Source organism: Thermogemmatispora aurantia, assembly GCF_008974285.1.
In the GTDB taxonomy this organism is placed as follows: Bacteria; Chloroflexota; Ktedonobacteria; order Ktedonobacterales; family Ktedonobacteraceae; genus Thermogemmatispora; species Thermogemmatispora aurantia.
The window spans coordinates 131,442-158,406 of sequence record NZ_BKZV01000008.1; the positions used below are offsets into that span (position 1 = coordinate 131,442).

A 26,965-nucleotide genomic window follows, 5' to 3' on the forward strand; every position below is an offset into this window, starting at 1 on the left:
GTCCAGCGGAGGATGACGGGCGTCTGCTGGCTCTGCTGCTCCTGTCGCTACGCGCGGTCGGCGCAACCGGCAGAGACAGGCCAGATAGATGGTTCATTCTGTCCCTGTGCTTGCTTTCCCTCCCCAGAGGCCCAGTCCTGCCCTCATAGTGAGGGCCTGGGCTGGGCCTCCCTCGCCCCGATCGCTCGCTTCCTGCGCTGCTGATGGATCTTCCTGGCGAGCTTCCCCCTCCTCTTCTTCTTCTGTCCGGCGATGAGTAGCTTCTCTTTCAGGGATTTGCTGCCGCGGGGCTACCTGCGAAATCTGTGACTTGGGCGCGTTTTATTTCCAGTGGAAAGAATGGTAATATACATTGATATAAAGAAGTTGGCTGCCAGGTAGTCGCCCCGCTGGGTGCGTTTGTTGGAGGGTACGCTGATGGCCACTGGTGATTGGTGTCTCTTGCAAAAACCTGAGTTTCTTCGTGCATTACAAGCTCTCTCTCCCAAAGAGATTCGCCTGGTGATCGAAAAGCTCAATCTTCTTTTGATGGACCCCTATCCCGATGGCCACACGCGCTGTCAGGTACGCCATATGGGAATACCGGTCTATCGCTTACGTTGCGGGGTTTTTCGCATTTTCTATGCCCTGAAGCGTCCATATATCTATGTACTGGCTCTGCGCCGGCGCGATCAGGCGACCTACGACGGCGAGCTGGACGCTGCTGTCCCGGATGGGACGGCGGCCCTCGCGCTGGTGGCTGCCGCCGAAGGGGCCGCTAAGGAGGAGCGGCAGACGGCTGTGCAGCCGGCCCCGGCCTACTGGGAGCGCTGGCTGGCTCCTCAGCCGCCACCCAAGCGCCCACTGCCCGAGCCGATCACGCCCGAGCTGCTCAGCCGCCTGGGGGTGCCGCCGGCCTTTCATGCTCGCTTGCTGCCCCTGACAACTCAGGAGGACTTGCTGGATTGCCCAGGGGTGCCCGATGAGTATCTGCTGCTGATTGATCAACATATGTTTGAGCGGCCCCTGGTCTCGGTGCTCCAGCAGCCTGACTATCTCCTGAGCGATGTCGAGGATCTGCTGCGTTATCGCCAGGGGGAGCTGGTCGGTTTTTTGCTGCACCTCTCGCCAGAGCAGGAGACCTTTGTGCGGCGTGGCCTGCGCTCGGGTGGGCCAACGTTGCTCAAGGGGGGACCGGGCACAGGGAAGAGTATGATCGCGCTCTATCGCCTGCGGGCCGTCCAGGAGGAGCTGCGCCGTCAGGGACGAGAGGAGGCGCGCCTGCTGTTTACCACCTATACGAATGCTCTGGTGCGTTCATGTGAGCAGCTACTGCGTCAGCTGCCGGGGGTGGATCTGCGCTGTGTGGAAGTACAGACAGCTGATCGTCTGATCTTTCAGCTACTCAGCAGTCTGGGGGAGCCTCCCAGGCCGCTGACGCTCCAGGAGGAGCGGCAGCTCTTTGCGCAGGCCCTGGAGACGGTGCGCTTCACGGGGTCGCTGACCCAGCAGCGAGCGCAGCGTCAGGCGCTCTCTCAGCTCGGGGCGGAGTACCTGCGACGCGAGCTGACGCAGGTCATTCTGGCCCGCCGGATCTCTTCGCTGGAGACCTACTTGCAGGCGCCGCGCCCGGGCCGGAGGGTGGCTCTTTCGCCGTTGCAGCGCCGGGCTGTGTGGGCGCTCTATGAGACCTTCGAGGCTCTGGTGCGTCAGCTGGGCAAGGAGACCTGGCAGCAGGTGCGGGTCCGTGCGGCGGAGTGGGCCGCGGCTGGACGGCTCCCGCCTTGCTACGATGCGGTGCTGATCGATGAGGCTCAGGATCTTGATCCCGCGGCTCTGCGCCTGCTGGTGCTGCTCTGTCGCGATCCGCGGCTGCTCTTCATTACAGCGGATGCGAATCAATCGATCTATGGCAGCAGCTTTGCCTGGACGGAGGTCCATGAGTTGCTGCGCTTTCGCGGGCGTACCTCGGTCTTGACGATCAATTATCGCTCGACGCGCGAGATCGCCGAGGCAGCCCGGGCCTATTTGCAGGCCCAGGAGGCTGGCGAGTTGGAGAGGGAGTCGGGCGAGCGGCGCTATGTGCATAGCGGGCCGATGCCGGCCCTGCGACGCGTGGCTTCACGGGCTGAGGAGGTCGATCTCTTGCGGCGCTTCCTGCCGGCGGCGGCCCACGAGCTGCGGCTGGGGATTGGGGCCTGCGCAGTGCTGACGCCGACGGTGCAGGCCGGTCGGCTGCTGGCGGCGGATCTGCAAGCCCAGGGCCTGCCTGCCCGTTTTATGCGCAGTCATGAGCTGGACCTGGAGGCGGCGGGGGTGAAGGTGCTGACCCTGCAGTCGGCGAAGGGCCTGGAGTTTCCGGTGGTGGCCCTGGCAGGCTTCACTGATGGAAGCTGGCCGCGCAGCTCGCTGTCGGCCTTGAACGCCGAGGAGCAGAGCGAGCTGCAGGCCATCGATCGGCGGACCCTCTTTGTGGGGATGACACGAGCGATGCGGGCCTTGCTGGTGGTGGTGCCTTCGGAGGCGTCTTCACCTTTGCTGGAGGGCTTCGATGCCACCTCGTGGAACCTGGCCTGAGCCTGCACGGGGCCTGCGTCTGGCCCCGTGAGAAGACGACAAGTCGGCCCGGGGCGGCGGTTGCTGTATGGCGGGCAGTGTACTACAATACAACGAAAGACAGCCTGGTCTCGCTGTGGAGGGACGGCTGTCGGTAGTCTCCTGGAAGTGGGTTTCTCTGAAAATGATGTTGCCTGATGCGGTTGTTCCGGAATCGCAGCCTGCCCATGACGAGGGGCAGCCACCGGCGCACCTGGCGCGTGTCTACCAGCGGCTCCTGGAGGTCTATGGTGAGCCTGGCTGGCGGCCCTCTGGTGAACCGTTGGGGGAGCTGGTGGCAACGATTCTGTCGCAGCATACCTCGGATGCTAATTCGGAGCGGGCCTACAGGCAGTTGCGGGCCGCTTTCCCCTCGTGGGAGGAGCTGCTTGCTGTCCCGAGTGAACACGTGGCGGCGGTCATTCGCTGTGGCGGTTTGGCCAATCTGAAGGCGCGCCGCATTCAGGAGGTGCTGGCTGAGCTGATGCGCCGGCAGAAGGCTCAGATCCCACCCTCGCCGGCGGCGACTGAGACGGAGGGGGTGGAGGCTTTCCTGGCCGCCGAGCTGCAGCGCCGCCAGCCGTTGGAGGCCTGGGAGTATTTACAGCAGCTGCCGGGCGTGGGACCAAAGACGGCGGCCTGCGTGCTGTTGTTCGCCTTGGGCTGGCCGGTGATGCCGGTCGATACGCATGTGCATCGGGTGGCGCGTCGCCTGGGCTTGCTCGGGCCGAAGGTAAGCGCCGAGCAGGCCCATCTGCTTCTGGCTCAGATGACCCCACCGGCCTGGGTCTATCCCCTGCATGTCAATCTGATTCGCCACGGACGGCGCGTCTGCCTGGCCCAGCGCCCGCGCTGTCCTGGCTGCCCTTTGCTGAACGAGTGCCGCTATGCAGGCGGCCTGGTCGCCGAAGAGGAGACGGGGTCCGAGCAGGTCGCTGCCGATCCTTCTTCGGCGGAGGATCGCTAGCGAGTGCTTCAGGCTGCCGATGCCCTCCGACTTGGGCTTCGACTGGTCGAGGGAGGGGCGCAGCCGGGGGAGCGCAACACCGGCCCGCGCTGATAGCTGGATTCTATTTCAAGGAGCGAACTGATGGCGTCAGGCCAGGACTGGAGCCAGATTATTCATCAGAGCGAGAGCGAGCGCTTTGTGGGACGCGAACAGGAGCTGGCGCTCTTTCTGGAGGAGCTACGTCGCGAGCCGCCGCGCACGCTCATCTTTTATCTCACGGGCCAGGCCGGCGTTGGCAAGACGACGCTGCTGCGGCGCTTCCAGGCTCTGGCCCGTGAGCTGGGTTTTCTGGTCGCCGAGTGCGACGAGCGCCAGCGCGATGTGTTGGCCGTCTTAGGTCATCTGGCGGCCCAGTTCGACCAGCGCGGTTTGCGCTTCAAGGCTTTTGAGGAGCGCCATCGCCTCTACTACCAGCGTCTGCATGAGATTGAGTCTGATCCCCAGGCGCCGCGTGGCCAGGGGGGCCTGTCGGTGCGTATGCTGCTGCGCCTGGCCTTTGTGGCCGGCGAGATGCTACCGGTGGTTGGCCCCGCCTTTTCCTATCTGTCGCTGGAGGAGGTCGAGGAGCTGGCCAGCGAGTGGGGACGCTATCTGCTGCGTAAGCTGGGCAATCGTGAGGAGATCGAGCTGCTGCGCGATCCGGAGGAGGTTCTGAGCCAGCTCTTTTTCGCCGATCTCAATCGGGTGGCCGAGCGCTGGCCGGTGCTGCTCTGTCTCGATAATCTGGAGGCGACGCGCTCGACCCTCTTCTGGTGGCTGCTGCGTCTCCCCGAGTATAGGCCGTCAGGGCGTATCCGCCTGGTGCTGGCCGGGCGTGATCTGCTGGATAACGAGTGGGGCGTCTTGCGCGGAGTGACGCGCGTGATTCGCCTGGATGTCTTCACAGAGGAGGAGGCCGACGCTTTTCTGGATCTCTACCATGTGCGCGATCCGCTGCGGCGTCAGGAGATCATCGAGGTCTCGGGCCGACTGCCAGTCCTGATGAGCTGGCTGGCGGCGCCGCGTGAGGGTGGGGGGGCTTCCTATGCGGTGCTGCCTGCGGGGGATATGGTGGAGCGTTTTCTGCGCTGGGTGCATGATCCAGTCCTGCGGGAGGCGGCCCTGTTGGGAGCGCTGCCACGGGTGCTCAATCGCGATGTGCTGGCCTGCCTGCTGCGCTGCGCCCTGGGTGAGCAGGCTCCCCATGTAGAGCGAGTCTTTAGTTGGTTGATTGCGCTCCCGTTTGCCAGCGAGCGCGGCGAGGGTTGGCGCTACCATTCGGTGGTTCGACGCATGATGCTGGAGTATCTGCGCCGCCGCAGTCCGGTCGGCTATCGCGAACTACAGGATTGCCTGGCGGCCTTCTACCGCCAGCAGCTGGATGCGCTCTACACCCCTGGCCAGGAGCACTGGCAGGCGGCTCGCTGGCAGGAGGGGACGCTCAACATCCTCTATCATGGGCTGCTGGCCGACCTCCACAGCGGCTGGAACGCGCTGCTGAGCTGCTTTATGCTGGCGCTCTACCAGGAGCGCCGCTTTGCAACCCGCTTGGTGGAACTGGCCGCCCTGGAGGAGGTCCGCCGCACGCTGGAGCGTGAGCAGCGCGAGCTGTTGGAGCTGCTGCAGGCCGGGCTGCGGGCAATGGAGGAAGGCGATTGGGCAACGGGTTTGCGCCTCTTTGATCGGCTCTGCCAGATCGCCGAGCTGCCGCCACGGGCGCGAGCTGCCGCCTTCTTCTTCCGGGGGCGTGTGCAGCGCTATCGCCAGGCCTATACGGAGGCGCTCGCCGATCTCAGCCAGGCCATTGCGCTGGATGAGACGAATCTGTGGGCCTTTGTAGAGCGGTCGCGTGTCTTGCGCCGCCTGCGCCGCTACGCTGAGGCGCTGGAGGATCTGACGCGGGTGGTGACGCTCAATCCGTTTGATGCGCGTTCCTGGGCCAGTCGCGGCCAGGTCTATACCCGCCTGGGACGCTATGAGGAGGCACTGCAGGATTTTGAGCGCGCGCTCGCTCTGGACGAGGGCTATGTCTGGGCCCTGGTGCATCGGGCTGAGGTCTGTCGCCTGCGTGGCGCTTATGATCAGGCGCTGGCCGATCTGGAGCGAGCCTTAGCGATCAGCCCGCACGAGGCGCGGGCCTGGGGTGAGCGCGGTGAGGTCTGTCGCCTGTTGGGCCGCTACGAGGAAGCGCTGACCTGCCTTGATCAGGCTCTGGCTCTGCGATCAGACTATGCCTGGGCGTTGGCCTGCCGCGGCCAGGTTCTGGCTGCCCTCGGGCGTCGTCAGGAGGCCCTGACCGATCTGGAACGGGCGCTGACGCTGGATGCGACGCTGGAACAGGCGGCCCAGGCCCGGACGGCCTTGCTGGCCGGGGAAGAGGCGCCTGCTATCTCGGCTACTGTCACTCAGAGACTGGATACGGCTCCCACGCAGCCGCTGCCGCCGATGGAGGAGAGGTCACAGACGCGCTCGACGGGCGAGGAGGAGGCTCCCGCCGGGCCGTCATCTGCCTGAGCGAGCGCGCGCTGCCCTGCTCCTGTATGGGGGCGCGTCCCGGCTCAGGAGGCCTCGGTTTTATCGGCGGATCGCTGGGTGGCTGCCTGCTCGCCGTCGTTCTGGTCGCTCTCCGTCTCTGGCACTGGCAGCCCAAGCAGGCGCATGATCTTGAGGGCGTTGGTGGTGGGGCAGGGACCGGGCCGCAGGCGGTAGTCAAAGATCATCTCTCCATCACGCACTTCCTCGCGAAAGTGATAGTTGTTGATCCCCGCTATTTCTTGGGCGAGCTGGGTCAGGTCGAGATCATGGGTGGCCACCAGGCCAGCGCAGCGCCGGCCCGTGGTGGCGAGGGCACGCAGGTAGGCCCGGCTGCCAATGCGCCGCTCGCGGTTGTTGGTGCCGCGGAAGATTTCGTCGATCAGAAAGAGCAGGGGCGCCGGAGACGGACGTTCGGCTGTGTCCAGTAGGGCGCGCAGGCGGCGCACCTCGGCGTAGAAGTAGGAGTAGCCTTCGGTCAGGGCGTCGCTGATGCGGCTGCAGGCGAAGAGGCGCAGGGGCGTCAGGCGCAGACGGACGGCGTCGACAGGGGCGCCAGCGTTGGCCAGGACCAGGTTAATGCCGACGGTGCGTAGGAAGGTGCTTTTGCCGGCCATGTTGGAGCCGGTGATGATGGCGATGCTCCCGATCTGGCGCAGGGTGAAGTCGTTGACGACTTTGCTGGCGGGCGGCAGCAGGGGATGGCCCAGGCCCTGGCCTTCGTAGAGGAAGGGCGTCCCGGCTTCGGCGGGCGGGATGAACTCAGGCAGATGGTAGTCGGGGTTGAGGTCGGCAAAGGTGGCCAGGGAGCAGAGCGCCTCTAGCTCAAACCAGGTCTCTAGCCAGCGTGGCAGGTGCCGCAGCAGGCGGGCTTTCCAGGCTTCCAGACGCAGGGCAATGATGAATTCCCAGGGGGTGACGAGATGGAGCAGCAGGGTCAGGAGCAGGTTCTGGCCAAAGGAGGCCAGGCTGAGCAGGAGCGAGAGACGATGCAGGGCCTGGGCCGGGCTGAACTGGGGGCTTTCGCTCGGGCTGAAGGGGTGGCAAAGCTGCTGTAGGTGAGGCTGCTGTGGGAAGCGACGCCGTTCGAGGTAGGCGAAGATGGCGCTGAGCTGGGCGCAGGCTCTCTGCAGCTCAAAGGCTTCGTCGAAGAGGTCGCCGGTATCGCCGCGTCGCAGCAGGAAGAAAAGGATGCTCAGGGCGGCGCCGAGCAGCCACCAGGGCGGCAGGTGGAGGGTGAGCTGCCCGGCCAGGAGCAGCAGGGTGAGCAGGTTGAGGCTGCCCATGAGGGTGAGGTCCTGCCTGAGCCGCTCTTTGGGCGACTCTTGCCGGAGCTGACGCAGAAGCTGGCTGCCGCGCGCGAGGCCGCTGGCTCCGCCGGCAAGGTGGGCCTCGATCTGGAGCCGGTTGCGGAAGAGACGCAGAGGGGTCAGCTCGCCAACCAGGGCTTGCCGGCGCTGGATGGTGGCCAGGTCGGGAGCTTCCTCGAGGAGCCAGCTCTTGAGTAGCAAGGCTCCCTCGCGGGTGATGGCGGTGTTGAGGAGACGGTGGAGCGAGCGCGGCCCGCTGATGTCGAGGTCGAGGTCGAAGGGATGGGTGGCATCGCTGTCGTAGAGGTCGCGCCCGCCGGGGAGAGGAGCGATGGCCTGCCAGTCGACGAGCAGGCGCGCTTGCTGGTCGTGGAGCAGGCGCGAGAGGAGCCGCAGGCGGCTGAGGTGGCTTTCGAGGCGCCGGTGCTGGGCGACAAGGAAGCTGAAGAGGATCAGGCCAAGGGCGAAGCTGAGGAGACCGAGCCACCAGCGCAGAGCCAGGCCGAGGGCGAGGCCGCTGATCAGACCAGCGGCGAAGACGAAGACGCGCAGCCATGAGTAGCGATTGCTGCGCGCGTCCAGGTGGGTAATGCGCCGCTGCAGGCGCTCCTCGTGTCGCTGCAGCGCCCGCAGACGGGCGGCTTTGTCGGGATGCATGGGCGATGCTCCTCTCTATCTGTCAGGGTTGTGGTGCCGCGGACTCGACCTCGACGCGCGCCGTGGGCCGGGCCAGGCCAGGTCAGACAGAGGTGGCTGGCTGGCTCGGGACCGGCGGGCGTGGGTCGGTGCAGGGGAGGGGAGGCGCGCCGCGGCCGTGGGTCAGCCTGGGCGCGCTTCCCGTTTGATCAGATGATAGCGCGTCTGGCAAGAGGAGCATAGGGGGAAACCACCTGGGAGGGCTGGGGAGGGCCGGGCCGAGTCGGGCGGAGGGAGTGCGTTGCCAGAGGGGCGGGCTGGCTGAGAAAGAGATCCCTGTCCTCGCTCAAGGGCAGGGATCTCAGCAACGAAGAGAGGAGGCCGGGAGGTTGTTCGTTCGCCAGGAACGCGCTGCAAGGGGCGGGCGTCCCTGCCCAACCTGTTGAGCTGTGGTTGCTGGCCCTCCCGTTTGCTTAGGGCCGGGTATCAGGGCAGGGCGGGCCTGACTATGGCCCGCTGGTGCCGGGAATAGGAAGAAGGGTCTCGCGGCCATCGCGGTCTGTGATGACGACGCCAATGCCCGCCCGCGGAGCCAGGCGCCACCAGTGACGGATCTCTTCTTCATCGGTGGTGGCACAGGCCAGCGTGGGGACACGTGGGTGTGGCGCGCTGCAGCTCGGGCGCTCGCAGGCACAGCGCCCGTCGGGAAGACGCTCGTAGAGGGGCACGACGCGCCAGCCGTGCCGCGCGTAGGACAGGGCGTAATCCAGTAAGCGGCTCCTGTCGATGACGACGTGTCGTTCCAGGTAGGTCGCCATTGGCCGGCTCCTTTGCTCGGGCGAGGCAATCAGCCAGTCTGTCAAACCAACATACGAGACGATGATCAGATTAAGACCCACGTGTGGGTTACTCTGTCTCTTCTCTGCTCCTTCCTTTCGGTTCGCTCAGGCTGTCTTCCTGCGGGAGGAGAGACCGCCCGCTGGCGTGGCGCTCGCTACCCCGCTGACCGCCCGCCCGGGCTTCCCCGTCCCGTCCCACACCGGCCTCTCCGGCGGAGCCCCCACTCCGCCGGAGCCGGTGGGTGCAGCCTTCCAGTAACCAGAAGGATTACTTATATTGTACGTGATGCTCCAAATATATGTTTGTCGATATATGGCCGCTGCTGATAGTGCTGCTCGCTGGCTGACAACCTGGGAGGCACTGGTTGTGGAAGGGTGCACTGGGGCAATCTTCGGCTCATGTGGCCCTTGTGCGGGGCCGCTTCGAAACCCGGCGAGTGCTCCCGGGAAATGCGGTCAGATTCTGACCGCATTGACCTCTGGACGTGGAGCTTCTGCCTGTGGTATACTCGAAAATGCGATGCTGCCTCTTCGAAACTCGCCCCTTGCGGTTTGCAGAGGACGAGTTTCGAGAAAGGTCGTGGGACGATATGTTCTGCGCGCGGGGGAAGGAGGGAAACGAGCCTCTCAGACGCCAAAAATGGGGCCTCAATCGTTCGTGGATGGTGAAGCACTATCCCTGACCTCTTTCTGCCGCCCGCGGTTGCAGAGGGGACGATCCGGGAGAGGATACTGAAAGACCTATCTGCACTTTTGCTATCACTTTGCCGCTTTTTGACGAGTTGCAGAGGGGACGATCCGGGAGAGGATACTGAAAGCTTGATCTATTTCATGTATGAAGAGACTATCTGTATGGTTGCAGGGGGGACGATCCGGGAGAGGATACTGAAAGTTGAAGGAAGAGTGCCGCAAAGGAGGGGCGTGGGTTGTTGCAGAGGGGACGATCCGCGCGAGGATACTGAAAGGGGCAGGCCGGATTATCTACCAACGATAATTCGGCAAGTTGCAGAGGGGACGATCCGAAGGAGGATACTGAAACGCGATACGTGGTATACTACAAGATAGTGAGAAGTGAGAGGCAATACTGATTTGACTGGCACACGCGCGGATCGTTGTCCGCTCCTGACCGCCTGGCCGCTCCCGTGGCCATAACCAGGACTGGGCCAGACGACGCTACACTGCCCTGCCTTGCTCTGGCCAATAGCCCAGGCTCCCGGCTGCTCCATCCTACACACTCGCGCAACTGAAACGACAGCTGAGCAGCTCAGCCAGCAGCCACCAGGAGAGGAGACGATGGCGAACCAGGCTCTGCCCCTCTCGTTCGCCGGCTAACTGCCTCGGGCAGCGCCAGCCAGCCGCCTCTGTCTGCCTGCCTCTCTGTCTCTCTATCTATCTCTGTCTATCTATCTGGCTGTGCTCGTATGCGAGGCCGGGGAGGGCTTTCGTCTATGACACGCGATCAGGGGCCTGGCGAGGATGGGCGGCAACAGGAGGGAACAGGCAGCCGCATCGGCAATTATCGCTTGCTGCGCCGCCTCGGACGCGGCGGCTTCAGTACCGTCTATCTGGCTCGCCATCTGATTCTGCAGTCGCGCCCCCCCGTGGCCCTCAAGCGCTTGCTGACACCCCTCGATTCTCCACGCGCGCGCTCCCTCTTTATCGATGAGGCCCGCTTGCTGGAGCAACTGCGCCATCCCCATATTCTTCCGCTCATCGACGCTGGCATCGATGACGAGGGCTTCCCCTATCTGGTGACGCTCTACGCCGCCGGCGGCTCCCTGCGCGCTCGCTTGCAACGCGCCAACGGGCGCCCCCTGCCCCTGGAGGAGGCCCTGGCGATCGTCGCTCAGGTCGGCTCGGCCCTCCACTACGCCCACGAGCGCGGCGTGATCCATCGCGATCTGAAGCCGGAAAATGTGCTCTTCACGGATCACGGCGAGGCCCTGCTGGCCGATTTCGGTATTGCCTTCTTGCTCGGCTCGCGCAGCCTGGAACAGGCCAGCGTGAGCGGCACCCCCGCCTATATGGCGCCCGAGCAGTTCCGCGGCCAGGTCTCCCGCCAGAGCGATCAGTACGCCCTGGCCTGCCTGACCTATGAGCTGACGACCGGCCACCGCGTCTTTGAAGATCACGATGCTCTGGTGCTGATGTATCGCCATACGCAGGAGGAGCCACGCCCTCCGCGGGCCTATAATCCGCATCTGCCCGCTCCGATCGAGGCGGCGATTCTGCGCGGCCTGGCTAAGGAGCGCTCCGAGCGCTATCCCGATGTGCTGAGCTTTGTGCGGGCCTTGCATGCTTTCCACCCCTTCGGCGGCCCCGGCCCCGATCTCGGAGCAACCGCGCTGATGACCGGCGTTGACGATGAAGAGGGGAACGATCCCGCCGCGGGCCTGGGGGACGATCCCGGCGGCAATGGCTCGCTGTGGGATGCGGCTGAGGATGTGCCGGGGACGGTCTGGCGCGAGGGCACTCGCCGGGCGTCACTGTGGCCGGCGGCCAGGCAGGAGGAGCCTCCTCCACAGGCGGAGATGACTGGTAGCGGAGAGCTGGCGACGCGCTCACTGACTCCCGATTGGGCCTGGGCCGCCCCTGCTGCTACTGGCCCCGGCTCGGACGAGTGGGAGGCCGAGCCGCGCTGGACTCCTCCCGACCCGGGCTACGGGGCGACGGTGCTTCCCCCGGCTCCAGGACCCGGCCAGTTTGAACGGCAGACCGGTTCTGCGCTTGCCTCGTCGTCCGCTCCGGCTGACGGCCCTGCTATTATTGCCCTGCCGCGCCGCGCGCGCCAGGCGTCCGCTGCGCCTGCACAGCGCAACCGTCCGTCGCGCAGCCCCTCGGTCTCGCGCTCGGGACCGGGCACGGGGAGCGCTCCGACGGCCCTGGCGGCCTCCGCGCCGGCAGCCTCCGCACCCGTTCGCGCTGTGGCGGGATCGGCTACCTGGCTGCCGTGGCTCGCGGCCCGGGCCTTCTCGCGCCTGGGCCTGACAGCGCTGGCCCTGCTGCTGGTGGCAGTCCTGTCGCTGACGCTGCTGCCGCTCGGCCTGGGCCTGCTGCATCCCTCGGCCACCGTGACGCTGGTACCGGCCACCCATACGCTGCAACGCACCTATACGCTGAGCGCCCGCGTCGGCGCCCAGGCCGATCCCGCCCGCCTGGTCGTCCCCGCCCGCCTGCTCTCAACACCCCCACAGGCTCAGTCGCGGACGGTGACCGCCTCCGGTCAGGCTTCAACTCCCGGTACCCGCGCCCAGGGTGTGCTGACGTTCTATAATGGAAAATTTATTCCGCAGTCCGTCCCCAAGGGTACTACTGTTACTGCTTCCAATGGAGTAAAGGTCTCTATCGATGCTGATATTTCGATACCTGCTGGAAATCCTCCAAATTTCGGACAGATAAGTGTTAGCGCACACGCAGTCAATGCTGGTTCTGCTGGTAATATCAAGGCTCTTGCGATTAATCAGTTCTGCTGCACTTCTGATGAAACTATCACTGTGAAGAATCTCCAGCCTTTCACCGGCGGGCAAGATCCGCAGAGCTACACCTTTGTTCAGCAGAGCGACATCGATAACGCCGCGGCGGCGCTCACTCCCTCCCTCGTCCAGAGCGCCCGCACCGCCTTCGCCAGCCTCAAGAGCAGCGGCGAAGAGAGCGTCGCTGCTCCGCAGTGCCCTCCCCAGGTCAACAGCGACCACCGCGCCGGCGATCGGGCGACCAGCGTCACCGTTACCGTCACTGTCAGCTGCAGCGGCCTTGTCTACGACCGCAACAGTGTCATCACCCTCGTCACCGCCCTCCTCAACGCCGACATCGCCCGCAGCTACGGCAGCGGCTACCATCTGACGCAGCCCGTTCAGACACAGATCAGCGCCACCCGCGCCGGCGACCAGAGCGCCGTCCTCACCGTCCAGGCGCGCGGCACCTGGCGCTATCAGTTCAGCCCGAGCCAGCTCGACACCCTCAAAGCACTCATCGCGGGCCGCGATCCCGAGCAGGCTCGCGCCCTCCTGCGCCGTCAGCCGGGCGTCGCCGACGTCACCCTCAGCCTGGCCCTCGGGCAGAAGACCCTGCCCACCGATCCCACACGTATCACAGTCAAAGCCACTCCCTGAGCGCCGCCTGCCTCGCCTGCCCACGTCCTCGCCACCAACAAGACAAGCGGCGCCCGGCATGCCCTGCCTCATAGCAGGCACACCGACGCCGCCCGCAATCCAGACGTGCTCTCCCGCGCGCCGGCCCACTCCCGGCGTCGCTCGCCTCTAGAGACGATTCAGGGCGATCTGCGCCAGGCTCTGCTCAAGATCAAGCTGGCGATGACCCGGGCTGAGCGCCTCGACTACCAGCACCGTGTTGTCCTTGAGCACCGTCAGCAGCGTCTCCTGCCCGAAAGAGGAACTGCGCTGCGTCTGAAAAGCCGCGTCGCCCAGGCTGACCGTCGCCGTCTGCCGGCTCAAGTCGAGGGCCGCGCTCTTGGCCTGATTGTAGAACTGCTGGGCGCTGGCAGTATCGGCGGCAATAGTCAGCGCCAGCGAGGCCCGCGCCACGTGGCTGTCCGAGGACGAGGTGTAGAGGCACTCGCTCACCGTGGCGTTCTTCGGCTTGCTCACCACCTCCTGCGGCTGCGACCGTACTGCGGCACCCAGTACCTGACGGGCTTCATCCGCCGTGATCAGCGAGCAGGCCGAGGTCGTGGTCGCCACTTGCTTGCTACTGCCACAGGCAGCCAGCAGGAGCAGAGAGAGGCCAACCATCAACAGTAGAGCAGCCTTGCGGGGGAAACGTCTTCCACGCATCGAAGCACACACTCCTTTTTTCTGACACTGCACTCTACAATCCACAATCGACAATCCGCCATCGCCAGAACCAGAATCAGAAAGCCAGCCAGCCGGACGGCGCGCCACCTGGCCTCACCGTCGGCTACTGTCAACCACGCTCCACTTACACCTCCTTTACTGCCCCTACCCAAAAGTCAGGCGGCTCTCCATGAAACAGACTGCTTCGCTTAGCAGCTTTCTTGCGGCTGGGACCCCTCTGCCTCCTCTGGTAGCTCTTCTATAAGCTCTGGGGAGGCAATGCCAAGCGTCGACGCCAGCTTGCCGAGGGTCAGTGTCGTCACGTAGCGGTATGGGTTGCGATATACCCGCAAAATCGTGCTGTAGCTTACTCCTGAAGCTCTGGCCAGCGATTGTGGAGAAAAGCCATGCTTCTCGGCGATCTCTTTCAGCTTTAAGCGCAACACACTGATTCCCCTTTCCAGGTCATACACCTGAACCTCTAAAACCAAGCCGCCTTCTTTTGTTCGTTGGGATACAGTAGAGCTACGTGATGAAAGATACAACAATTTATTGTTAATGACTAGAGTGTTTGTAATGGTACTGTTAGAACAGCGACATTTGAATGGCGATTTTAAAATGACAAATACCAGAATAAGCGGGAGGAGAGAAAGGGCCTGCCGCTCTGCCGCGTCCTCCGCGAGGGAGGGAAACGAGGGAGTGAGAGGCGGTCAGGCCCTCCAGATTGGGGGAGGAACAGTTAGGAAGATGGGAAAGAGAATCTGCTGCGTGGCTGATAGCGGCGAGGGGGGCGGGCGCGTTTGGGAGGTGCCCCTGGGGGCGTCTCCTCATCGGGCAGAAACTCGATCAGCGTATGAGCCTGCACCCCCAGCGCCGTGGCGATCTTGACCAGCGTACGCAGGTTCACCTGAGCGTAAGGATCGCGGAAGATCCGGCGCACGGTGCGATCATTAAGATTGGCGGCCTTGCAGAGAGCGGACGGCGTGAAGCCCTTCGCCTCAGCAATTTCTCTGACGCGCAGTCTGAACACGATCAGCTCCTTCCTGGGCAGCAAGGTCGGCCACTGTTCCGGGACGGCCACGATAGGTACAGGTGTGCATATGACCAGTGCGAACGGGCGTCTTGTGAGGGCGCACCATCGACAGGTTGAGCTGTGCCATTTCAAGAATATCTTCGGCAGGTCTAAAGAGGATTTTCACGATCAGCAAGCGGACTTTTCTCCCTACAAACATCCGCGACACCTCGGACTGGCTCCTTTCAGAGCAAAGCAGAACAAAACTAGCAGACAATCGATCCGTTGACTGCGCGGTAGATGGCAGAGTGTGGCAAAACGCGCTCAGCGTGCCAGCGCCCTGCGTCGGGTCTTCCCATCGCAAAGGCAGAGTGCATGCTTGTGCGACTCTGGCGCATTCGGATAGAGAGAACCCTCCTATCTCTATGGACGAGGAGTGAGGGAAAAATTCAAGCATGGATTAGATGGGTGAGTATCTCCGGGAGCCGGCCAGCCAGGTCTCAGCTGCGTTCGCCTCGTCGGGCGCATCGTCGAAGGGATCAGGGCAGCGGTAGAGATGCCGAAGGCCCGCGCGACTTTCGCCCGCGTCGAGAGATTTGCTTCTTTGTATGAATTGCAAAGGATGTCCTTGATCGTGCGCAAGTTGCCATCGGCAGCTCGGGAGAGCGACGACATGTGAAAGCCCCGAGCCTCGGCAACCTCTCTGACTTTTAACCGTACCATTGGCCATCTCTGTCCTTTCAACCCGGCTTCCTGTGCGTCAGGCGTGTCGCCACACCCAGCTATACCTGGGGTGATGCTGGCGGCTGATCCTCGTCGGGTACATCTTCGATCAGCTCATGGGAAGGGACGCCGAGGGCCTTGGCCAGCTTCTCGATGGTCTTGATCGAGACCTCGCGGAAGGGATCGCGCCAGATCTGCTGGATCGTCTTGTAGTTCACGTCTGAGATGCGCGAGAGCCGCGACATGCTGACGCCTTTTGCCTGAGCGACCTCCTTAACGCGGAGACGAATCATACGCTTGACCTGCCTTACTAGACCCGTAGTCAGTAAGGTGATTGTATCAGAGTACCAGGGTTGACAAAACTGCGTCCGTAATGGTAGATTCTAATACACCACCATTCTAGAGGTGGTGAACAAACACAGGAGAGAGGAGACCAGCATGAGTGGCAGTGAGATTGCCCGCCTGCGGCGTCAGCTAGAGGCCGAGTATCTGGCCGGGCGCTGGGCCTTGTATGGGTTAGCGTGTGGCTGGGCCAAGCACGAGTATATTCAGCGGCGGCTGCGCAACATGGAGGAGTACCAGAGCAAGCTGGCTCAGCTTGTTGGGCCGGAGCGGGCCGCGGCCATCGTCTGTGAAGTTATTGACGACGTACGTGACAGGGATCGAGAGCAGCAGGCGCCTGGCCAGGCGGCGAGTGAGAAAGTGGCGCTGGAGGAGAGAGAGGGCGAAGTAGGGATTGAGGAGAAGGCGCGGCTGAATGGAAATGGTCTCAATGACGGTGGTGCTGGTGCCGGGCAGCCGCCTGTGGAAGAGCCGACCGCTCTCGACGACGGGGAGCGTGAGCCGATCATCAAGAAAACCCTCTGGCTCCTGGCCTATCGGCACAGCGAAGAAGAAGCTGACATGATCTACCTTTTCTATGCGGTCAGCGACGAGGAGGCCAAGATCATTGCCGAGCTGAAGATGGAGCAGGGCGGGCGTCACTGCTGTCTCCTTATGCTCCGCAAGCTGCCGGCGGGCTTTGGCGTCCCCTATGGGCGCTATCGTGGCTGCATCCACGTTCGCTCGGACGGCAGCATTATCGAAGGTGACTATCTCAAGATGCGGACCACGGCCCAGGACTGAGCGCATCCGGAGCCGGAAGGGAGCGCACAAATGCCAGATACTTCTCTCTTCATCTAACTACCGAGTGGTCCGCTTGCCTTTCTGCCTTTTTGAGCGCAGGATGGCCGGAGGGGAGGGTGCTGCCCGCTCGCTCTCTCTCCGGCCATCCTTCTTATAGCCATAGGGTCTAAGGAAACTACAGACCTCAAGCAGCAACCAGTCCTTCAGACCAAGCAGGCCAGACCATCCGCCTGCCCGGAGCGGAACCCCCCCACGTGCTTCTCCGTACCGGCCCGCTTCCCGACTGGATTCTCGTGATAGTTGCTCAACCCAACCATTGCCGTCGGCGGTCAGGATGGGGTATATATACCTCTAAACGAGCATCGTGCCGAGTGCATTCTCACCCCGAGCAGCGTGCCTGAGTGAGAAGCGGGGGGACGTTCCCCGAGCAAGCACGCCATCCCGATGGTGCCGCTGTCGTCGCCGAAGCGAACCTGGAAGAGCAGGAACCACTGAACCACTGAACCACTGCCCAGAGCCAGCTATCCAGCAAGCGAGTCGAGTTTGAGCCGAACAGAGGACAGGAGAAAGCGACAGTGAGCGAACGAGAGCGACAGGTAGGCGCCTTTATCCAGGGACTCCTCATCGAGAAGCAGTGTGACTATGACGCCTTTTATCACCTTACCTTTCTGCTGCGCAGCAGCGTCCTGCTGCCCGTCTTCAGCAGTGCCTCCAGGCTAGGAGGCTCACAGAGCAAGCTGGGGAGCCAGCTGCAGGTAGGGAAGAACTACCATCTCCTGCTGCTCATCCGACCGCGGCAGCTCAAATACCGCGGGCCGGCAGAGAGTGCCAGGGCTGATGCTGGTAAGCCCGGGCTAGCGGCTCTGGCTCTGCGGCAGATTGCACGCGATGCCCGGGGGGTTTCAGGCGAGCGGATCATACTGCAACACCATCCCGTCTCGGGGCGCATTGTTGATCCTGACTGGGAATGGGAGCAACAGCGCTACATCCTGGTCGAGACGGCGGTTGGCAGGGCAGTACTCAATCGCAAGGCGGCGGAGGATGACCTCAAGGGCAAAGGAGGCGAGCTAGCCGTGGGGGGTCTACTGGAGTGGGAGCTGTGGCGCAGCGAACTCCTTGCCCTTCTCGATAGCGCAGGGGGGCCAGCCTAGCCCGTGGCCGGGGCTGTCTTATCTGGTCGAAGCAAGCCACCGCCGGTGTCGGGAGAAGAAAGTGGAGCGGCGTGGAGTGAAGCGAAGCGAAGGAGTCAGCGGCACGGGGGGCCGTCCCTGCCTTTGCAGCCGGAAAGCGGACGTCTGCTTTACAAAATGTGGACGCCGGCGATTGCGCGCACCGCGAAGGTAGTGTACAATGTATCAGGTTCAGGCGAAAAGGCCATTTCTTGGGACATGCGAGGGTAAGGCTGATGAGACAGGCAGATGGCTCAGAGCTGCTCGGTGCAGGCGATCCACGTGCAGAAGAGATCGGCGTTATCTACGTTGCGCCTACTGATGAGCGAAAAGATGTACTAACGGCGATTCTGACCCAAGAGAAGCTTGGACGCAAGCAGATTGCCATTGTACTGCCGGAGCAGAATCGCGCCTTCCAGCGCCGCGTTGATTTCGAGGTGCTCAAGATGCGGCGCAACCCGCAAGCTCGCCTCATCTTTATCGCCCCACCGCGTTCAGAGCCAGCGGAGTACGCGCGCCAGCGGCGCTTTCCGGTCTACTCATCTCTCGACAACTACGTGCGCTCATTGCAAGATATGTGGGAAGAGGGCAAGGCGGAAGAAGGTCAGGGGCCGGCCTGGTCGCAGCGCCTGCGTCGTCTCCTGCGGCTGCGCGGGGGAGAGAGCAAGCCGATTGGAACCGCCGCCGAGCCGGTGCGCCAGCGGCCACACTTGGAGGGAGAGACTCCAACCAGGAAGGCGGAGCCTGGGGCAGGTTCTGCCCCACCTGAACCAGTGGAATCAAGTTCCAGAGGCCGATCAGCGGGGAGTGCAGCAGCGGCGGGTGCGCTGGCAGGAGCCGCGGCGGGCTTAGGCTGGGCCGTGCTGCAGTCAGAGCGGGAGCAAGCGGCCAGCAAAGCAAACGAGGAGCGCAGCCCCGCTGAGCTAGGGACGCTGGACGACGAGGAAGAGCTGCCGCCCGTTGAGAAAGCAGGAGCGGGCGCGCCATCTTCTGCGGTCCCACCATTGCCGGAGGGCAAGAACCAGCAGCAGGGGGCGACGCCTGGCGCTGTTGTCGAAGCCGGGGCCGCAGGAGTTGCTGGAGCGGCTGCCGCTCAGGCCGATGAAGAGGCCCAACAGCAGCAACAAGAGGGGACAAGGGCGAGAGCTGTGCCGCCGCGCTCGCCAGCAAGCGGAGCGGGACCGGGCATCATTCAATTCCCCCATTCACGGCGGATCACGGCCAAGCTGCCAGTGGCGAGCAATGCCTACACACCCGAAGCCGAGCCAGCGCGCCGGGGCAGCTCATCACCGTCAGACAGAGGAGCAGCCTTAGGGGCCGGGGCTCTGGCCGGTGCAGCTGCAGGTGCGGCCTTCGCCGGAGTGGGAGCGGGAGCCAGCGGGGGAGGAAGTGGCACCGGCGGCGCTGCGGGAGCAGGAGCAGGTGCAGGCAGCGTGGTGCCGCCGAGCGGTGTTTCGACACTGCCCCCGCCGCTGACACCGCTGCGCCAGCGGGGGACGAGGCAGCGACGACGGGGGCCATTCTGGCTGGCACTGGTGGCGATTCTGTTAGTACTGCTACTGATCGGTTGTGGAGCGCTGGCAGCGGTGAATCCGAAGCTGCTGGGGCCGGTGGCGGCCATGATGCCCTTTGGGACGCCAGGGGCGACGGTGACGATCACGCCGGCCAGCGTCGACCTGAAGAACCAGTACCTGATCACCGGGGTGACGGGCCAGCCAGATGCGGCCCAGCGCGAGATCCAGGCGCGGGTGCTGACGGCGACTCCAGTGGCGCAGACGAAGACAGTGCCAGCGACGGGGCACGGTCAAACGCCCGGCGTGCAGGCCAGGGGAACGATTACATTCATCCATACAGGCAGTACCTGGGAGACCGTCGTCAGCGGGACGACATTTACATTGCAGAACGGGCTCAAAATCGTCACCGACGCCCGCGCTGATCTTCCTCCTCAACCCAGTCCATCCCAGCCTGTCTCCAAATCCGTACCGGCCCATATCGTCCAAGCCGGAAGCGTCGGCAACCTGCCTGCTGGGGTGATCAGTAATCAACCGTGCTGCGGCGCTACCGACATCTATGCCACCAGCAGTGCCTTCACCGGTGGGCAGGACCCACAGAGCTTCACCTTTGTCCAGCAGAGCGACATTGACAACGCCGCCAACCCGCTCAAGGCCAGCCTGGCCCAGCAGGCCCAGCAGCAGTTCCAGCGCCAGATCCGGCCCGGCGAGCAGCTCATCAGCCAGCCCAACTGCAGCACCAGCGTCAAGAGCGACCACCAGGCCGGCGACCACGCCAATAGTGTCACCGTCACCGTCTCGGCCAGCTGCAGCGGAGAAGCCTTCGACAAACAGGGAGCCTTGCGCCTCGGCGCCAGCCTCCTCAGCCAGGAGGCCGGCAAGAGACTGGCAGCGGGCTATGCCCTGGTGGGTCAGATCATCACCACCATTGACGGGGCTACACCCATCAGCAAAGGCAGCATCTCGATCACAGTGACCGCCGAAGGGCGTTGGGCCTACCAGTTCGACGATGCCGCCAAAAAGCGCCTGGCCCAGCTCATCGCCGGCAAGTCGAAGAGCGAGGCCCTGCAGCTCTTGCAGCGGCAAAGCGGCGTCAAAGAGGCCGACATCGCCATCTTCCACGGAAGCGATCGGCTGCCGAGCGATGCCAACCAGATTGCCGTGACCATCGGCAACGTGAGCGGGCTATCGCCGGCCCCCAGCGCCAGCATCGGGCCGGGGCCGACCAGTTCGCCCACAGCGGCACCGACCGCGCCCAGTCCCGGCAACACCCCAACCTCTGGCAAAGGCTAATCGAATCGGCCCAGGCGACTCGGGCAGCCCGCTGCAGTGTCAGCACTGGGCCATCATCGTAGGAAAAGTTCGCAGTAGAAAGGCATACTATTCTCAATCCAATTGCCTGAGAGCAAGAAACGTGGCAGCGAGACGAACCGGGGAGGGCTTCGTCTATGGGACACAGCAAGGAGCCGGGGAAGCATCAGGAGACTGGCCTCTCCCTCCTGGGCGACTATGAACTCATCCGCCGGCTAGGGCGTGGCGGCTCCAGCACCGTCTACCTGGCCCGGCACCGCTTCCTGAGCCGCTGGTCGCTGGTCGCCCTCAAACGCCTCCAGACCCCGCTCGACTCAGCCGAGGGACAGGCCCAATTCAAGGCCGAGGTCCGCCTCCTGGAGGGACTGAGCCATCCCCACATCCTTCCCCTGCTCGACGCCGGCCTGGACCAGGAAGGTTGCCCCTACCTGGTGACCCAATACGCCGCAGGTGGCTCGCTGCGCCAGCGGCTACGTCAGGCTGACGGACAACCCCTCCCGCTGGCTGAAGCGGTAGCGATTCTGAGCCAGGTCGGGGCAGCCCTGCAGTATGCTCACGAGCGCAGCATCATCCACCGGGACCTCAAGCCGGAGAACATCCTCTTCGCCGCCGATGGCCGTGCCCTGCTGGCTGACTTCGGCATCGCCCTGCAACTCGGCTCGCGCAGCCTGGAGGCCGCCAGCCTGAGCGGCACCCCAGCCTACATGGCCCCTGAGCAATTCCGTGGGCAGGTAGGACGCGAAAGCGACCAGTACGCCCTGGCCTGTATTGCCTACGAGCTGTGCACGGGGCGGCACGTCTTTGCCGAGCAGGACCCGCTCGTTCTCATGTACTGCCATACACAGCGGGAGCCGGAGCCGCCACGGCGCCTCAACCCGCAGCTACCGCCGGCGGTAGAGGCCGTCATCCTGCGTGGTCTGGCCAAAGAGCGCCACGAACGCTATCCCAGCGCAAGCGCCTTCGCGACGGCCCTGGCGGCCAGCGCGGAAGATAGACCAGGGTGGCCAGGAGGAAGCAGCCAGCCCAGGAAAAGCACCATCTGGGGCGAAGAAGAGGAAGAGACCAGAGCAAGCGAGCATAAGCGAGAAGGCGGTTACCCAGCCGATCCTCTGCTCCAGCTTCCCACTCGCCGGCTGCTGGCCCAGGGAGAGCTGGCAACGCCCGCCATACCTATGCCCAGACCAGAGCAACCAGCCTCATGGCAACGCTTCCCACAGCTGCGCCGTCTGCAGGCGCAGCGAGGAGAGAGAGGGAGAGACAGCCAGACGAAAGCGGTAATGACTCCCCAGCACCAGAGGCTCGGGAAGGTTGTCAGCCCCGCGTCCCCAATGCCACCAGCAGCCCCTCCTCACAAGACGGTTCGCATCGGCCCAAGACGGATCACCCAAGCCCAAGTGGCGCATCCCAGGGATCGAAAAGGCCACTGGCGCTGGCTGGCCCCGCCAATAGCCCTGCTGCTCCTGCTCCTGGTGGGGAGCCTGGCTATGGCCTACAGCGACCCGGCGGCGCTGGGACCGCTCGGGGAGATCCTACCGGTCGGGGCCCCGCTGGCCACGGTACGCATCACCGCGGCCAGTGTGCTCCTCAGCCAGCAATACCTGATCACCGGCGTGACGGGAACGCCCAACGCCGCCCAGCGTCAGATTCAGGCGCGCCGCCTGAGTGCCACGATCAGCTCAGCGGCGAAGACGGTTCAGGCGACGGGCCACGGTATGACAGCCGGAACCCAGGCACATGGGACAATTACGTTTTCCAGACGGGCCGGAACATCATTCACTGTGGCTAAAGGCACCACCCTGAGCGTGGTACAACGTGGCCTGACCATCGAGACGGATGAGGATGCCTTCCTTGCCGCAAGCCTGAACTTCCAACCCTCTATAGTGACGGTGCCAGCCCATGTAGTGCAGCCGGGCACCGCAGGGAACTTACCTGCTGGGTTCATTGACACTTTCTGCTGCAGCTCTGATTTGTCAGTGAAGGTCGTCAATGGCCCCTTCACTGGAGGGCAAGACCCGCAGCCCTACACCTACATCCAGCAGAGCGACCTCGACAACGTCGTCAACCCGCTCAAAGCCGGGTTGCAGCAGCAAGCCCAGCAGCAGCTCCTGCAGCAAGCGCACAGCGGAGAGCGCGTCGTCGGGCCCGACTGCAGCACCAGCACTAGGAGCAACCATCAGGTTGGCGACCACGCCACCAGCGTCACCGTCAGCCTGGTGGTCACCTGCAGCGGCGCCGCCTATAACCAACAGGCCGCCCTCGACATGGCCACAGCCCTCCTGCGCCAGGAAGGCGCCCGCGACCCAGGGCCAGCCTACGCCCTCGCCGGCCAGGCCAGCAGCACCATCGTCGACGCCAGCCTCAGCGATCCCCAGAGCGGGCGCCTCATCATCACCGTGAAAGCGCAGGGACGCTGGACGTATCAATTCAATGAGGCGGCCAAGCAGCGACTCAGCCAGCTCATCGCCGGCAAGCCGAAGAGCGTCGCACTCCAGCTCCTGCAGCGGCAACCAGGAGTCAGCAGGGTCAGCATCAGCATCGCTCGCACTGATCCGGGCCAGTTGCCCACAAACCCGGGCCAAATCGCCATCATCATCGAAAACAGCACCTAGCGACCCGAGAGGTAACATCAGCGACACTCGCAGAAGTCATCGCGCGGGAAAAACCGCCACTGAGGAAAACGTCTATACTAGTAGGTCACCAGCCGACGGCTGTGGTACAATAAAACGACAGCTAGAGCAGAGCAGAAAGGCAAGCGACAGGGAAAGCCGGCCTGTCGCCGCCTCAACCCAGAAGGCCAGAGGCGAGGCCGGTCCCTTCTAACCCGAATTGCCAGACCAGAGAGGAAAGGATAGAGAGGCAGGCATGCTCGCGTTGGAAGGCAGGCAGCTTGGCAACTACGACGTCATCCGGCGCATTCGCGTCGGCGGCATGGGCGCCGTCTACGAAGGGCGCCAGCGCACCGCCTTTGGCAGGCGCGTCGCCATCAAAGTCATCCTTGGCGACTACGCCAGCGATCCCGACATGCGGCGGCGCTTCGCCCGCGAGGCGCGCACCATTGCCCGCCTGCAGCACCCGCACATCCTGCCACTCATCGAATTTGGCGAAGAGCAGGGGCTGCTCTACCTTGTCATGCCCTTCATCGACGGCGGCACCCTCACCAGCTACCTGCGGCGCGTCTACCGTCCCCACGTCACCGGACGCGAGCCTATCCCTTTCAACCTGCACGAACTCATCGACATGTACCTGCAGCTCCTCGAAGCCGTCGAGCACGCCCACAGCGAAGGTCTTGTCCACCGCGACATCAAATCCTCCAACGTCCTGCTGGAACTGCCGCGCAGCGGCGTCCCCCACGTCTACCTGGCCGACTTCGGCCTCGTTCGCCCGGCCCGCCAGGCCGAAAGCCAGATTGGTCGGCCCATCCCCCTGGACCAGGTACCCGGCACCCCGCAATACATGGCTCCCGAGCAGACGCGCGGCATCGTCACCCCCCTCACCGACATCTACGCCCTCGGTGTCCTCCTCTTCCAGATGCTCACCGGCGAACTGCCCTACGACGACCCCGACGACATCAAAGTCATCCAGATGCAGCTGCGCGCCCCCATCCCTCGCCCCTCGCGGCGCAACCCGCGCGTGCCAGCAGCCTTCGACCGCGTCGTCCGCAAAGCAATGGCCAAGCGCGACGAAGAGCGCTTCCAGAGCGTTGCCGTCCTGCGCGAGGCCGTCATCCTGGCCCTCGAAGAAAGCCAGACCATACCCGCGGCCCAGGAACCGTCAGAAGCCTGGCCGGAGCCTGCCCCCGCATCCGAGCCAGCGCCACGCCGCTCACGCCCGCAGCCACTCCAGGACTACGACTATGCCTATGACAGTCCCGAGGAGCCGCAGATCGAAGAACTGCCTCCCGAGGAAGACATCGCCGCCGCCACCACCCTGCCCGACGTCACCGCCGAAACCCTCTCGCGGCCCAGGCCCATACCTGATTATCGCTCGCGCCAGGAGCCGCGCACCGTGGCCCTTCCCATGCCCGAGCCGCTTACCATCCCACGCCGGGGTCGTCCGCCTGCCCTACCAGCCCAGGGCCGCCCGGCCATCCAGCGCATCACCGAAGAGCCACAACCTCTGCAGAGAAGGCGAATCCGCCCCCGAACCAGCAGCAAGCGCCCCCTCTCACTCTTCGTGGCCATTGCCCTCATCGTCATCGCCATCCTGCTGCTACTCCTCTTCGCCGCTCGCGTCCTCAACGTGGGACTCTTCCCTCCCGGGGTCCCCCTGCTTGGCGCTGATCCTACCGTCGTCATCACCATCAACGCCCAGAGCCGCACCCTGCAGGACACCTACCTGCTGACGGCCTCGCCCCAGGTCCAGGCCATCGATCTCAACACGCGCACCATTCCCGCGCGTCTTCTCAGCGCTAGCCGCAGCCTCGCCCAAACCGTCACCACCACCGGCACTCGCACCACCCAGGGTAGCAACGCCCACGGCCTCCTCCTCTTCAGCAACCATGGCCAGCAGCCGGTCACCGTCCCAGCGGGCAGCACCTTCAGCGGCAGCTCGGGCATCAGCGTCCGCCTGCTGGCCACGGTCGTCGTGCCGCCACGCCAGAACGAGCAGGATGGAACCGCCCTCGCTGCCGCCCAGGCCGTCAACCCCGGTGCCCAGGGCAACATTCCCGCCGGCGACATTGCCCAGCCCTGTTGCGGGCGCCCGACCCAGATCCAGGTCACCAACCCCGCGGCCTTTAGCGGCGGCAGCAATGGCCAGACCATCCACATCGTCGCCCAGGATGACCTCGATCACGCACGCCAGATGCTCCTTCCTCAGCTAGAGCACCAGCTTGCAGACCAGCTACGAGCCGCTCTCAAGGATGGGGAAACCCTGGCTGGCCCACCAAACTACCAGGTGAGCCTCAAAGCAGACCCGCCGCTCGGCAGCCAGGCTGACCAGGTACGTGTCCAGCTCCAGGTCACAGGCAGCGCCACCGCCTACTATCCCACCCAAGCCCGCCAGCTCGCCTGCAACCTCCTGAGCCGCCAGGCCCAGCGCACCCTTGGATCGGCCTACCAGCTGCAGCCTCGCAGCCTCAGCGCCTCAACGCCCACCGTCACCGATCGCGGCAACCACGGCATCACCTATCTGAGCGTCAGCGTCCACGGCACCTGGAGCTACCGGATCAGCGCCCAGACCATTGCCCGCTGGCAGCAGGACCTGCGCGGTACCAGCAGCGAAGTCGCCCAGACCTATCTGCGTTCCCAGCCTGGCGTCGCCTCCGTCCAGCTCCGCCTGCCCTTTGGCAGCCAGGCCCTCCCGCAGCGCGCCGACCAGATCCAGATCGTCGTCAACAGCCAATGAGACCGGGTGAAGCCTGCCCACTCCCCTTGACAGCCAGCCGGCATCACAGGTATCATTGAACATGATGACTGACTGGTATTCAGTCAGTCAAATGAAACGACCGGCAAGAGCGCCAGCCCAAAACAAAGACTGCCCAGACAGAAAGCAGGCAAGCATGACACAGAGCACACACGCCGCCTTCATCACCACCAGCGAGCGCGGCCTACGCCACGACATCCTCCCGATGCGCCTCTACCACAAAGCCAAGAAACTCGGCATCTGGGACCCGCGCGCCATCGACTTCTCCCAGGACATCCAGGACTGGCAGCGCCTCAACGAGGGCGAACGCGAAACCCTGCTCTACCTCAGCTCGCTCTTCCAGGCCGGAGAAGAGAGCGTCACCCTCGACCTGCTCCCGCTCATCCTGACCATTGCCCACGAGGGCCGGCTCGAAGAAGAGATGTACCTCACCACCTTCCTCTGGGAAGAAGCCAAGCACACCGAATTCTTCCGCCGCTTCCTCGACGAAGTAGCCCACGAACACAGCGACCTGCACCGCTACCACACCCCCAGCTACCGCAAAATCTTCTACGAAGAGCTGCCCCTGCGCATGCATGCCCTCCTCAGCGACCCCTCGCCCGAAGCCCAGGCCCGCGCCAGCGTCGTCTACAACATGATCGTCGAAGGCGTCCTGGCCGAGACCGGCTATCACGCCTATTTCAACATGCTCGAACGCCTCAACATCCTGCCTGGCCTGCGTCAAGGCATCGGCTACCTCAAGCGCGACGAATCGCGCCATCTGGCCTACGGCGTCTTCCTCCTCTCGCGCCTGGTCGCCCAGGAACCGCGTCTCTGGGACGTCATCCAGACCTACATGAGCGAGCTACTCACCTACGCCCTGGGCGTCATCAACGAGCTATTCGAAGCTCGTGAAACGCAGGAATCGCCCGCCTTCGACCTTCAGATCGACGAATACCTCTCCTACGCGACTGCCCAATTCCAGAAACGCCTCGACCGCATCGGACGCGCGCGTCGGCAAAGCCTGGAAGAAATCTACCAATCAAGCGAGACAGACGAACCGGCATAGCCTTCTGTTGCAGCGTCTCCTTCTTATCAC

17 protein-coding genes are annotated in these 26,965 nt (G+C 64.1%); 10 read left to right on the plus strand and 7 right to left on the minus strand.

The features are described from left to right. The first annotated feature begins 501 nt into the window (after positions 1–501). The 3 genes from KTAU_RS19725 (at position 502) to KTAU_RS19735 (ending at position 6,076) form a co-directional block, all read left to right on the plus strand. The gene (locus KTAU_RS19725; protein WP_228026554.1) at positions 502–2,556 is read left to right on the plus strand and encodes a 3'-5' exonuclease; all 2,055 of its coding nucleotides are present in this window, start codon (positions 502–504) and stop codon (positions 2,554–2,556) included. A gap of 163 nt (positions 2,557–2,719) precedes the next feature. Then, positions 2,720–3,541: an endonuclease III domain-containing protein gene (locus KTAU_RS19730; RefSeq protein WP_228026555.1), complete on the plus strand. Its 822-nt coding sequence runs from the start codon at positions 2,720–2,722 to the stop codon at positions 3,539–3,541. 123 nt (positions 3,542–3,664) lie between these two features. Then, positions 3,665–6,076 (plus strand): tetratricopeptide repeat protein, encoded by a 2,412-nt coding sequence (locus tag KTAU_RS19735; RefSeq protein WP_151729979.1) that lies wholly within the window; start codon positions 3,665–3,667, stop codon positions 6,074–6,076. Positions 6,077–6,120: 44 nt separating this feature from the next. On the opposite strand, the gene KTAU_RS19740 is transcribed toward KTAU_RS19735, so the two are convergent. Then, on the minus strand, positions 6,121–8,061 hold the full coding sequence (locus tag KTAU_RS19740) for a MutS family DNA mismatch repair protein (RefSeq protein ID WP_151729980.1): 1,941 nt from the start codon (positions 8,059–8,061) through the stop codon (positions 6,121–6,123). A gap of 485 nt (positions 8,062–8,546) precedes the next feature. Then, complete coding sequence (locus KTAU_RS19745) at positions 8,547–8,858, minus strand: bifunctional DNA primase/polymerase (RefSeq protein ID WP_151729981.1); 312 nt, start codon at positions 8,856–8,858, stop codon at positions 8,547–8,549. A 1,469-nt stretch (positions 8,859–10,327) separates the two neighbouring features. On the opposite strand from KTAU_RS19745, the gene KTAU_RS19750 reads away from it, so the two are divergent. Then, entirely contained in the window at positions 10,328–12,991 is a 2,664-nt protein-coding gene (locus KTAU_RS19750; protein ID WP_170293448.1) for a protein kinase domain-containing protein, read from the plus strand. Positions 12,992–13,138: 147 nt separating this feature from the next. Here KTAU_RS19750 and KTAU_RS19755 read toward each other — a convergent pair whose 3' ends face one another. The 5 genes from KTAU_RS19755 to KTAU_RS19770 form a co-directional block, all read right to left on the minus strand. Continuing rightward, positions 13,139–13,672 (minus strand): hypothetical protein, encoded by a 534-nt coding sequence (locus tag KTAU_RS19755; protein WP_151729983.1) that lies wholly within the window; start codon positions 13,670–13,672, stop codon positions 13,139–13,141. Positions 13,673–13,881: 209 nt separating this feature from the next. Further along, positions 13,882–14,118: a helix-turn-helix domain-containing protein gene (locus tag KTAU_RS21710; protein WP_170293449.1), complete on the minus strand. Its 237-nt coding sequence runs from the start codon at positions 14,116–14,118 to the stop codon at positions 13,882–13,884. Between the two features lie 293 nt (positions 14,119–14,411). Continuing rightward, complete coding sequence (locus KTAU_RS19765) at positions 14,412–14,702, minus strand: helix-turn-helix domain-containing protein (RefSeq protein ID WP_170293450.1); 291 nt, start codon at positions 14,700–14,702, stop codon at positions 14,412–14,414. After that, the gene (locus KTAU_RS21715; RefSeq protein WP_170293451.1) at positions 14,671–14,913 is read right to left on the minus strand and encodes a hypothetical protein; all 243 of its coding nucleotides are present in this window, start codon (positions 14,911–14,913) and stop codon (positions 14,671–14,673) included. Before KTAU_RS21715 ends, KTAU_RS19765 begins: the two co-directional genes overlap by 32 nt. A gap of 553 nt (positions 14,914–15,466) precedes the next feature. Further along, positions 15,467–15,700, minus strand: a complete 234-nt coding sequence (locus tag KTAU_RS19770; protein ID WP_151729986.1) for a helix-turn-helix domain-containing protein — start codon at positions 15,698–15,700, stop codon at positions 15,467–15,469. Between the two features lie 145 nt (positions 15,701–15,845). Here KTAU_RS19770 and KTAU_RS19775 point away from each other — a divergent pair, with 145 nt between their 5' ends. From KTAU_RS19775 to KTAU_RS19810, 6 genes are all read left to right on the plus strand, one after another. Then, complete coding sequence (locus KTAU_RS19775) at positions 15,846–16,532, plus strand: hypothetical protein (RefSeq protein ID WP_151729987.1); 687 nt, start codon at positions 15,846–15,848, stop codon at positions 16,530–16,532. A 575-nt stretch (positions 16,533–17,107) separates the two neighbouring features. Continuing rightward, positions 17,108–17,683, plus strand: a complete 576-nt coding sequence (locus KTAU_RS19780; protein WP_151729988.1) for a hypothetical protein — start codon at positions 17,108–17,110, stop codon at positions 17,681–17,683. Between the two features lie 254 nt (positions 17,684–17,937). After that, positions 17,938–20,505: a baseplate J/gp47 family protein gene (locus KTAU_RS21720; protein WP_170293452.1), complete on the plus strand. Its 2,568-nt coding sequence runs from the start codon at positions 17,938–17,940 to the stop codon at positions 20,503–20,505. Between the two features lie 155 nt (positions 20,506–20,660). Continuing rightward, positions 20,661–23,132, plus strand: coding sequence for a serine/threonine-protein kinase (locus KTAU_RS19800; protein WP_151729991.1), 2,472 nt, complete (start codon positions 20,661–20,663; stop codon positions 23,130–23,132). A gap of 253 nt (positions 23,133–23,385) precedes the next feature. Continuing rightward, a complete protein-coding gene (locus KTAU_RS19805; RefSeq protein ID WP_151729992.1) occupies positions 23,386–25,869 on the plus strand; it encodes a serine/threonine-protein kinase in 2,484 nt (827 codons plus the stop codon). 154 nt (positions 25,870–26,023) lie between these two features. After that, positions 26,024–26,935 carry a R2-like ligand-binding oxidase gene (locus tag KTAU_RS19810; RefSeq protein ID WP_151729993.1) on the plus strand — a complete coding sequence of 304 codons (912 nt, stop codon included), beginning with the start codon at positions 26,024–26,026 and terminating at the stop codon, positions 26,933–26,935. Positions 26,936–26,965 lie beyond the last annotated feature (30 nt).

What these genes read in the sequence shown, in the direction of transcription:
- KTAU_RS19770 (WP_151729986.1), bottom strand. Translation starts at nt 15,700, where the DNA reads ATGATTCGTCTCCGCGTTAAGGAGGTCGCTCAGGCAAAAGGCGTCAGC.
- KTAU_RS19735 (WP_151729979.1), top strand. Translation starts at nt 3,665, where the DNA reads ATGGCGTCAGGCCAGGACTGGAGCCAGATTATTCATCAGAGCGAGAGC.
- KTAU_RS19730 (WP_228026555.1), top strand. Translation starts at nt 2,720, where the DNA reads ATGATGTTGCCTGATGCGGTTGTTCCGGAATCGCAGCCTGCCCATGAC.
- KTAU_RS19755 (WP_151729983.1), bottom strand. Translation starts at nt 13,672, where the DNA reads ATGCGTGGAAGACGTTTCCCCCGCAAGGCTGCTCTACTGTTGATGGTT.
- KTAU_RS19805 (WP_151729992.1), top strand. Translation starts at nt 23,386, where the DNA reads ATGCTCGCGTTGGAAGGCAGGCAGCTTGGCAACTACGACGTCATCCGG.
- KTAU_RS19750 (WP_170293448.1), top strand. Translation starts at nt 10,328, where the DNA reads ATGACACGCGATCAGGGGCCTGGCGAGGATGGGCGGCAACAGGAGGGA.
- KTAU_RS21720 (WP_170293452.1), top strand. Translation starts at nt 17,938, where the DNA reads ATGAGACAGGCAGATGGCTCAGAGCTGCTCGGTGCAGGCGATCCACGT.
- KTAU_RS19745 (WP_151729981.1), bottom strand. Translation starts at nt 8,858, where the DNA reads ATGGCGACCTACCTGGAACGACACGTCGTCATCGACAGGAGCCGCTTA.
- KTAU_RS19800 (WP_151729991.1), top strand. Translation starts at nt 20,661, where the DNA reads ATGGGACACAGCAAGGAGCCGGGGAAGCATCAGGAGACTGGCCTCTCC.
- KTAU_RS19740 (WP_151729980.1), bottom strand. Translation starts at nt 8,061, where the DNA reads ATGCATCCCGACAAAGCCGCCCGTCTGCGGGCGCTGCAGCGACACGAG.
- KTAU_RS19810 (WP_151729993.1), top strand. Translation starts at nt 26,024, where the DNA reads ATGACACAGAGCACACACGCCGCCTTCATCACCACCAGCGAGCGCGGC.
- KTAU_RS19775 (WP_151729987.1), top strand. Translation starts at nt 15,846, where the DNA reads ATGAGTGGCAGTGAGATTGCCCGCCTGCGGCGTCAGCTAGAGGCCGAG.